Origin of the sequence: Caulobacter segnis, from assembly GCF_003243465.1 — a bacterium.
Taxonomy (GTDB): domain Bacteria; phylum Pseudomonadota; class Alphaproteobacteria; order Caulobacterales; family Caulobacteraceae; genus Caulobacter; species Caulobacter segnis_A.
The window spans coordinates 39,018-47,055 of the sequence record NZ_QFQZ01000033.1; the positions used below are offsets into that span (position 1 = coordinate 39,018).

Genomic DNA, 8,038 nt, shown 5'->3' on the forward strand with positions numbered 1-8,038 from the left:
GCGAAACGGCGCGAAATCCCTAAGCACTCTTGGTGTATCTGGGCCCCGGCATTCGCTGGGGAATTCGGAAAGAAGGAAAATCGCGGCGACGGGCCATGGGTGGCCTTGATCGCGTTCTGGCCATGACCCGACTAATCTGGGATTCTGATTCGAAGACCCGCTGGGGCAGCGACCCGTTTTGATGACTTCGTATGACCTGATCCTCGCGGCCACGGCCGGGGCGGTTTGCCTCGCGCTTTGCGTCGCCCTGTGGGCGTTCGGCCAGCGGCGGGGTTTCGAGGCGCGGATCGCGGCGCTGAAGGCGCGGCTGGCGCTGCAGGGCGCCGACGCCGAGGCGCCCGCCTGGATCGAGGCCTTCGACTCCGCCGTCATCGCCGTCGAGAGCGGCCGCGCCAGCCTGATGGCCGGGAGCGACGGGCTCGCCGCCTGCGCCCAGGTGTTGGGCGTCGCCGCCGACGTCCAGGCGGTGGTCGCCGCCCTGGGCGGCGCCGACCCCGACCACGCCCACAAGCTTTCGGCGCTGTTCGAGCGCGGGCAGCCCTGCGCCTTCGACGCGCGGGGGCAGGGCGGATGGGTGTCCGTCGAAGGGCGCGCCGCCGGGGCCATGGCCTGGCTGCGTCTCGCGCCGGTCAGCGGCCATGACGCGGGCCTGCCGTCGGCGACCCGCTTCGCCGCCTTCGTTGACAGCGTGGTCGAGCCCGCCTGGATCGCCGGGGCCGACGGCCAGGCGGTCTGGGGCAACACCGCCTTCGTCCGCGCCGTCGGGGCCAGCGGCGCCTCGGCGCCGGCCCTGCTGGGCAAGAGCTTCGACCGCGCCGTCGACGCCATGGTCGTCGAGGCCGCCGGGAAGGGCGAGCGCAAGGAAGCGATCCGCTGGGTCAATCTGGAGGGCCGCCGTCGCGCCTTCCGCCTGTCGGCCCAGCCGCTGGAAGGCGGCGGGGTCGGCGTCTTCTGCGCCGACGTCACCGAGATCGAGGACGTCCGCGACGCCTTCAAGAAGCACGTCGAGGCCCACGACGAGACCCTGAACCACATCGCCGAGGCCGTGGCGATCTTCAGCGCCACCCGGCGCCTGTCGTTCCACAACACCGCCTTCGCCGAGCTGTGGGGCCTGGAGCCGGCCTGGCTGGCCGACCGTCCGACCCACGGCGAAATCCTCGACCGCCTGCGCCAGCGCCGCCGCCTGCCCGAGACGATCGACTACGCGGGCTGGAAGGCCGCCGAGCTGGCCCGCTACGAGAGCCTGGGTCCCCAGGCGGACGACCTCTGGCACCTGCCCGACGGGCGGACGCTGAAGGTCGTGCGCCAACCGCACCCGCTGGGCGGCATGCTGCTGATCTATTCCGACATCACCGGCGAGCTGCGCCTGAAGGCCCAGTACAACGCTCTGATCCAGGTGCAGCAGGCCACGCTGGACAAGCTGAACGACGCCGTCGCCGTGTTCGGTTCGGACGGCCGCCTGCGTCTGCACAACGAAGCCTTCGAGACCTTCTGGAACGTCACGCCGCACGCCCTGGAGGCGGCCGGCGACTTCGAGGGCGTCGTCGAGCTGTGCGTGCCGCGCCTGCACGACCTGGCCTTCTGGCGCGATCTGAAGGGCCGGGTGGCCGATCCCGATCCGCAGATGCGCGCCCCGACCTCGGGCGAGGTGCGCACCTCGGACGACCGCATCGTCGTCTATCAGAGCCGGCCGCTGCCGGACGGCGCGACCCTGATCGCCTTCGCCGACGTCACCGACACCCGCGACCTGCAGAGCGCGCTCGCCGACCGTTCGGCCGCGCTGGACGAGGCCGAGCGCCTGAAGCGCGACTTCGTCGGCAATGTCTCGTACGAGCTGCGCACGCCGCTGACGACGATCATCGGCTATTCGGAACTGCTGGAGCGGGCCGACGGCCTGTCGGAGCGTGGCCGCAACCACGTCGCCGCCGTTCGCGCCGCCGCCACCCAGCTGGCCCGCTCGATCGACGACGTGCTGGACATGGCCCAGATCGACGCCGGCGAGATGGCGCTGGAGATCCAGGACATCCGCGTGTCGGACCTCCTGATGAACGCCCAGGAGCGCGCCCTGAAGGACGCCCAGCTGGGCGCGGTGACCCTGGCCGTCGAGTGCGAGGAGGACGTCGGCCTGATCCGCGGCGACGGCAAGCGCCTGGCCCAGACGCTCGACCATCTGGTCGAGAACGCCCTGCGCCAGACGCCGCCCGGCGGCCGCGTGACCCTGTCGGCCCGCCGGGCCCTGGGCGAGGTGCGGCTGGATGTCTCGGACACCGGCCGCGGTGTGCCCTTCCACGTCCAGGCCCACATCTTCGACCGCTTCGTCGGCCGCGATCGCGGCGGCCCGGGCCTGGGGCTGGCCTTGGTCAAGGCGCTGGTCGAGCTGCACGGCGGCTGGGTGGCGCTGGAGAGCGAGCCGGGCGCCGGCTCGACCTTCACCTGCCACCTGCCCGAGAAGCAGCAGCCGGGCGCCGCCCAGCCGGAGCTGGGCTTCTAGGTTCTCGAACGCATAAGGATATCTTTATGCGTTAATTGCTCGGAAGGGCTCGGCGGGGTATAACCCGCGGCAAGACCCCATCCCGCAGGAGCCGCACGTGGCCGACTATATCGTCAAGGACATCTCGCTCGCCGATTACGGCCGCAAGGAAATCGCCATCGCCGAGACCGAGATGCCGGGCCTGATGGCCACGCGCGCCGAGTACGGTCCGCAGCAGATCCTGAAGGGCGCCCGCATCGCCGGCAGCCTGCACATGACCATCCAGACCGCCGTGCTGATCGAGACGCTCACGGCCCTGGGCGCCGAGGTCCGCTGGGCCTCGTGCAACATCTTCTCGACCCAGGACCACGCCGCGGCCGCCATCGCCGCCGCCGGCGTCCCGGTCTTCGCCTTCAAGGGCGAGAACCTGGTCGAGTATTGGGAATACGCCCACAAGATCTTCGAGTGGGGCGACGGCGGCTATCCGAACCTGATCCTCGACGACGGCGGCGACGCCACCCTGCTCTGCGTGCTGGGCCCGAAGGCGGAGAAGGATCCCTCGATCCTCGACAACCCGCAGAACGAAGAGGAAGAGGCCCTCTACGCCGTGATGAAGAAGTACCTGGCCGAGAAGCCGGGCTTCTATTCGGCGATCCGCTCGGCCATCGGCGGCGTCTCGGAAGAGACCACCACGGGCGTCCACCGCCTGTACCACATGGCCCAGAAGGGCGAGCTGCCGTTCCCGGCCATCAACGTCAACGACAGCGTCACCAAGTCCAAGTTCGACAACCTCTACGGCTGCCGTGAAAGCCTGGTCGACGCGATCCGTCGCGGCACCGACGTCATGCTGTCGGGCAAGGTCGCGGTGGTCTGCGGCGATGGCGACGTGGGCAAGGGCTCGGCCGCCTCGCTGCGTCAGGGCGGCGCCCGCGTGATCGTCACCGAGATCGACCCGATCTGCGCCCTGCAGGCGGCGATGGAAGGCTATGAGGTCCAGACCCTGGCCGACGTCGCCGACAAGGCCGACATCTTCGTGACGGCGACCGGCAACAAGGACGTCATCACGCTGGACGACATGCGGAAGATGAAAAACAACGCCATCGTCTGCAACATCGGCCACTTCGACTCGGAAATTCAGATCGCCGCCCTGCGCAACTACAAGTGGGACGAGATCAAGCCGCAGGTCCACCACGTGGAATTCCCGGACGGCAAGAAGCTGATCGTGCTGTCGGAAGGCCGCCTGGTGAACCTGGGCAACGCCACCGGCCACCCCAGCTTCGTGATGTCGGCCTCGTTCACGAACCAGACCCTGGCCCAGATCGAACTCTGGACCAACAAGGACAAGTACCAGAACCAGGTCTACACCCTGCCCAAGCACCTCGACGAGAAGGTCGCCTTCCTGCACCTGGAAAAGCTGGGCGCGAAGCTGACCCAGCTGCGCAAGGACCAGGCCGACTATATCGGCGTGCCGGAAGCCGGTCCGTTCAAGCCGGACCACTACCGCTACTAGGCCGATCAATCTTAGCTCTACGGAGGGCCCGTCGCGCGAGCGGCGGGCTCTTCTGCTTTTCGACGCCTGTTCAACCCCGCAAGGCTCGGCTAATCGCTAGGTCATGCCGCTCGCCTTGATCCTCTCCAGCCACGTCGCCGGCAGCCAGGTCGGCGCGACCGCCCAGGCCGCCGCGCTGGCGCCGTTCGCGATCGACGCCATGGTCGTCCCCACGGTCCTGTTCGGCCGCCATCCCGGCTGGGGCGCGCCCGGCGGCGCGGCGACGCCGATCGAGATCTTCGAGGGCATGCTGCAAGGGATCGCGGCCAACGGCCTGTTCGGCCTGACCGACCTCGTCATCACCGGCTATTTCGCCAGCCCCGCCCAGGTCGAGGCCGCCGCCCGCGCCATCGACGCCGTGCGCGCCGCGAAGCGCGCCGGCGCCTTCGCCCCGGCGCCGACCGTGATCGTCGACCCGACCGTGGGCGACGAGGGCAAGGGGCTCTATGTCGCCGCCGAGACCGCCGAGGCGGTCCGCCAGTTGCTGGTTCCCCGCGCCGACCTCGTGGCCTGCAACGCCTGGGAGCTGCAGTGGCTGACGGACGCCGACGCCCGCGAACCCGCCGCCGCCCTGCGCGCCGCGCGGCAGCTGGGCAAGCCGGTTCTCGTTTCCTCGGTGCGCCGCGGCGATGAGATCGGCGCGGTGCTGGCCACGACCGACGAGGCCTGGCTGGCCCTGCACGCCGAGATCGACACCGCGCCGAACGGAACCGGCGACCTGCTGACCGCGCTCTACGCGGCGGCGGTGGTCGAAGGCCAAACCCTGTCGCACGGCCTGGCCCGCGCGGTCGGCGGCGTCGCCGAGACCGTCTCGGCCGCCAAGCTGTGGAACGCGCCCGAGCTGCCGATCGTGGCGATGGGCGCGCGCCTCAAGCAGACCTCTCCTTCTGTCCGCATCGAACGGCTGGCTTAAGACATGACCGACATCACCGGCCTCTGCCCCGACCGCTTCGCCCGCGTCCGCGACGTCTTCGAGGCCAACTTCCAGGATGGCGGCGAGCTGGGCGCGCGTTTCGCCTTCGCCATCGACGGCGAGATCGTCGTCGACCTGATGGGCGGCTACGCCGACCGCAAGCGCGAGGTCGCGTTCGGCCCCGACACCCTGACGGCGCTGTTCTCGACCACCAAGGCCGTGGCGGCGCTGATGGTCGCGCGGCTCGTGGACGAGGGGCGGCTGGCCTACGACCAGCGCGTCGCCGATGTCTGGCCGGAGTTCGCCCAGAACGGCAAGCAGGACGTCACCATCGAGCAGGCCCTGTCGCACCAGGCGGGCCTGTCCGGCTTCCCGGACGAGACCGATCCGGCCATCTGGTTCGACTGGGACGCCACCTGCGCCAAGCTGGCGGCCATGGCCCCCCTGTTCCCGATCGGCTCGGCCAGCGGCTATCACCCGGTGACCTACGGCTATCTGGCCGGCGAAATCTTCCGCCGCGTCGACGGCCGCACGATGGGGACGGCGCTGCGCGAGGACATCTGCGTCCCGCTGGGCCTCGACCTGTGGATCGGCCTGCCCGACAGCGAGCACGACCGTGTCGCCGACCTGATGCGACCGACGGCCATGCCGCAGTTTGGCGAGATCAACGCCGCCGTGACCGCCGCCTTCTTCAAGCCCTGGTCGTCGCCGGGCGGCAAGGGCGCGGCCGAGTGGCGGCGGGTCGAGATCCCCTCGGCCAACGGCCACGCCACCGCGCCCGCCCTGGCGCGGCTGATGGGCGCCCTGGCCAGCGGCGGGACCCTGGACGGCCGCTCGCTGATCACGCCCGCCGGGATCAAGGCCGCCACCGCCGAGCGCATCCGGGGCCGGGACCTCGTCCTGCCCTACGAGATCAGCTGGGGCGCGGGCTTCATGCGCAATGAGCCGAACATGTTCTACGGCCCGACCGGCGAGGCGTTCGGCCATTCCGGCTGGGGTGGTTCGTGCGCCTTCGCCGATCCGACTCGGGGCGTCTCGGGGGCCTATGTGATGAACAAGCAGGGCAATGCGCTGATCGGCGACCCGCGCGCGGTTCGGTTGATCGAAGCGGCCTACGCGAGCCTATAGGATCTCCAGTCTCCCCGATCTCCCCGGCGAAAGCCGGGGCCCAGGTTCAGCCGTGGCCTTCAGACTCTCTTGGCGCTTTCGAGCCTTATGATCTGGGCCCCGGCATTCGCCGGGGAAGTCGGGTTGGTGAGTTCGGGAAACTTCGGATGACACGCGCTCTCGCTATCGCCATCGGGCTCCTTGCTATCGCCGGCGCCGCCCGCGCGGAGGAGCGAGAGTTCTGCGTCGATCGTCCGGGCAAGGGCTCGCCGCCCTGCGTGCTCGACAAGGGCCGCTTCCAGGTCGAGATCGGCGGCGCGGACGCGGCCTTCACGCGGGGCGGCGGCGTTTCGATCGACGACGTCTCGTACGGCGCGCTGGAGCTGCGCCTGGGTCTGGCCTCGACGCTCGAGGGGCAGATGAGCTGGACGCCGCGCGAGCGCGTGCGCACCCGCGATCACGGTTCTGCCTCGACCGTTTCGGGCGCGGGCGATCTGACGTTCGGCCTTCTCCAGTCTCTCAAGAACCCCGACGGCGATGGCCTCGCGATCGCGGTCGGCGCGTCGGTCACCGCGCCGACGGGCGCGAAGGGGATCAGCGACGGCAAGTGGCAGGGCGGGTTGATCGCGCCGGTCTCGGTCCCGCTATCCGCCGACTGGTCGCTCAGCCTGACGCCGCAGGTCGCCGCGCGGCCCAACGAGTCCGGCGACGGACGCCACGCCGGCTACGCCCTGGCCGCCGGCGTCGACCGCGCGGTGGGCCCGGTGAACCTGGGCGTCGAGCTCTGGGTCGACGTCGACGACGATCCGGCTGGGCGTGTCACCCAGGCCAGTTTCGACCTCAGCGCCGCCTGGACGCCCAAGACGCTGAAGGACGTCCAGTTCGATGTCTCGGCCTATGTGGGCCTGAACCGCAAGACGCCCGACCTGGAGCTGGACTTCGGCTTCGCCCACCGCTTCTAGGCCGGCGCTAGGACCCGCGCCTTCCTCCAGGCGCCGTAGGCGAACACCGCCACGCCCAGCCAGATGAACACGAACGACAGCGCCCGCATCGGGGTGAAGGGCTCGCCCAGCGCCACACCGACCGCGAACTGCAGGGTAGGGGCGATGAACTGAAGGAAGCCCATCGCGCTCAGCGGCATCCGGCGCGCCGACCAGGCGAACAGGGCCAGCGGCACGACGGTCGCGGGCCCCGCCAGCAGCAACAGCGTGGTGACGCCCGCGCCCGCGCCCAGGTGGCCCGCGCCGGTCGACTGCAGATGCAGCACGTAGAGCAGGCCCGGGACCGCCAGGTAGGCGCACTCGATGAAGAGGCCGGTCTGGGCGTCGGCCTTCACCTGCTTTCGCAGGATGGCGTAGCAGCAGAAGCTGAGCGCCACGCCCAGTGAGATGACCGGCAGGTGTCCCAGGGCGGCGGTCTGGATGGCCACGCCGACGGCGGCCAGGCCGATGGCGATGGCGCCCTCGCGGCTGATCCGCTCGCGAAACAGCACCGCGCCCGCCGCCATGTTCATCAGCGGGTTGATATAATAGCCAAGGCTGGTCTCGATCACGTGCCCGGCGTTCACCGCGAAGACATAGATCGACCAGTTGACGAAGATGGCCAGGGTCGAAAGGGCCAGGACGAGCAGCGTCTTGGGTTGGCGCAGGACCGCCATCACCTGATGTCCCTGCCGCGCCAGCAGCACGATCAGCAGGGCCCATGGCACGGACCACAGGGTGCGATGGGCGATCATCTCCCAGGAGCCGACGCCCAGCCTGGACAGCAGGTGGAAGTAGAGCGGCAGGAAGCCCCACAGGGTGTAGCAGCCGACGCCGGCGATCAGGGCCGCGCGCCCTTCGTCTTTGGTCTCGTTCAGGCTCGCCGACATGGCGTCGTCACCCCAAAAGTCAGAATGGTAGGGTCGAAAATGAAAAAGGCTCCCGGGACGTCTGCCCCGGGAGCCCTGATTTCCACCCGCTTGTTGCGGATCGGGATCTTAGGCGGGGGTCTTCTGCTT

6 protein-coding genes are annotated in these 8,038 nt (G+C 69.8%); 5 read left to right on the forward strand and 1 reads right to left on the reverse strand.

Going from position 1 to position 8,038, the window contains the following annotated elements; translation table 11 throughout:
* Positions 1-181 precede the first annotated feature (181 nt).
* From DI526_RS11900 to DI526_RS11920, 5 genes are all read left to right on the forward strand, one after another.
* Entirely contained in the window at positions 182-2,491 is a 2,310-nt protein-coding gene (locus DI526_RS11900; protein WP_304277909.1) for a PAS domain-containing sensor histidine kinase, read from the forward strand.
* A 97-nt stretch (positions 2,492-2,588) separates the two neighbouring features.
* Positions 2,589-3,980, forward strand: coding sequence for an adenosylhomocysteinase (ahcY, locus tag DI526_RS11905; RefSeq protein WP_304277911.1), 1,392 nt, complete (start codon positions 2,589-2,591; stop codon positions 3,978-3,980).
* A gap of 103 nt (positions 3,981-4,083) precedes the next feature.
* Positions 4,084-4,932, forward strand: a complete 849-nt coding sequence (locus tag DI526_RS11910; RefSeq protein WP_304277914.1) for a bifunctional hydroxymethylpyrimidine kinase/phosphomethylpyrimidine kinase — start codon at positions 4,084-4,086, stop codon at positions 4,930-4,932.
* Positions 4,933-4,935: 3 nt separating this feature from the next.
* A complete protein-coding gene (locus tag DI526_RS11915) occupies positions 4,936-6,060 on the forward strand; it encodes a serine hydrolase domain-containing protein (protein WP_304277917.1) in 1,125 nt (374 codons plus the stop codon).
* Between the two features lie 146 nt (positions 6,061-6,206).
* Positions 6,207-7,001 (forward strand): transporter, encoded by a 795-nt coding sequence (locus DI526_RS11920; protein WP_304277920.1) that lies wholly within the window; start codon positions 6,207-6,209, stop codon positions 6,999-7,001.
* Here DI526_RS11920 and rarD read toward each other — a convergent pair.
* Positions 6,998-7,909 (reverse strand): EamA family transporter RarD, encoded by a 912-nt coding sequence (gene rarD, locus DI526_RS11925; RefSeq protein WP_304277923.1) that lies wholly within the window; start codon positions 7,907-7,909, stop codon positions 6,998-7,000. The genes DI526_RS11920 and rarD overlap by 4 nt on opposite strands.
* Between the last annotated feature and the right edge of the window lie 129 nt (positions 7,910-8,038).

Excerpts from the sequence above, each read along its gene's own strand:
- DI526_RS11900 (WP_304277909.1), top strand. The coding sequence starts at position 182 with ATGACTTCGTATGACCTGATCCTCGCGGCCACGGCCGGGGCGGTTTGC.
- DI526_RS11910 (WP_304277914.1), top strand. The coding sequence starts at position 4,084 with ATGCCGCTCGCCTTGATCCTCTCCAGCCACGTCGCCGGCAGCCAGGTC.
- DI526_RS11915 (WP_304277917.1), top strand. The coding sequence starts at position 4,936 with ATGACCGACATCACCGGCCTCTGCCCCGACCGCTTCGCCCGCGTCCGC.
- DI526_RS11920 (WP_304277920.1), top strand. The coding sequence starts at position 6,207 with ATGACACGCGCTCTCGCTATCGCCATCGGGCTCCTTGCTATCGCCGGC.
- rarD (WP_304277923.1), bottom strand. The coding sequence starts at position 7,909 with ATGTCGGCGAGCCTGAACGAGACCAAAGACGAAGGGCGCGCGGCCCTG.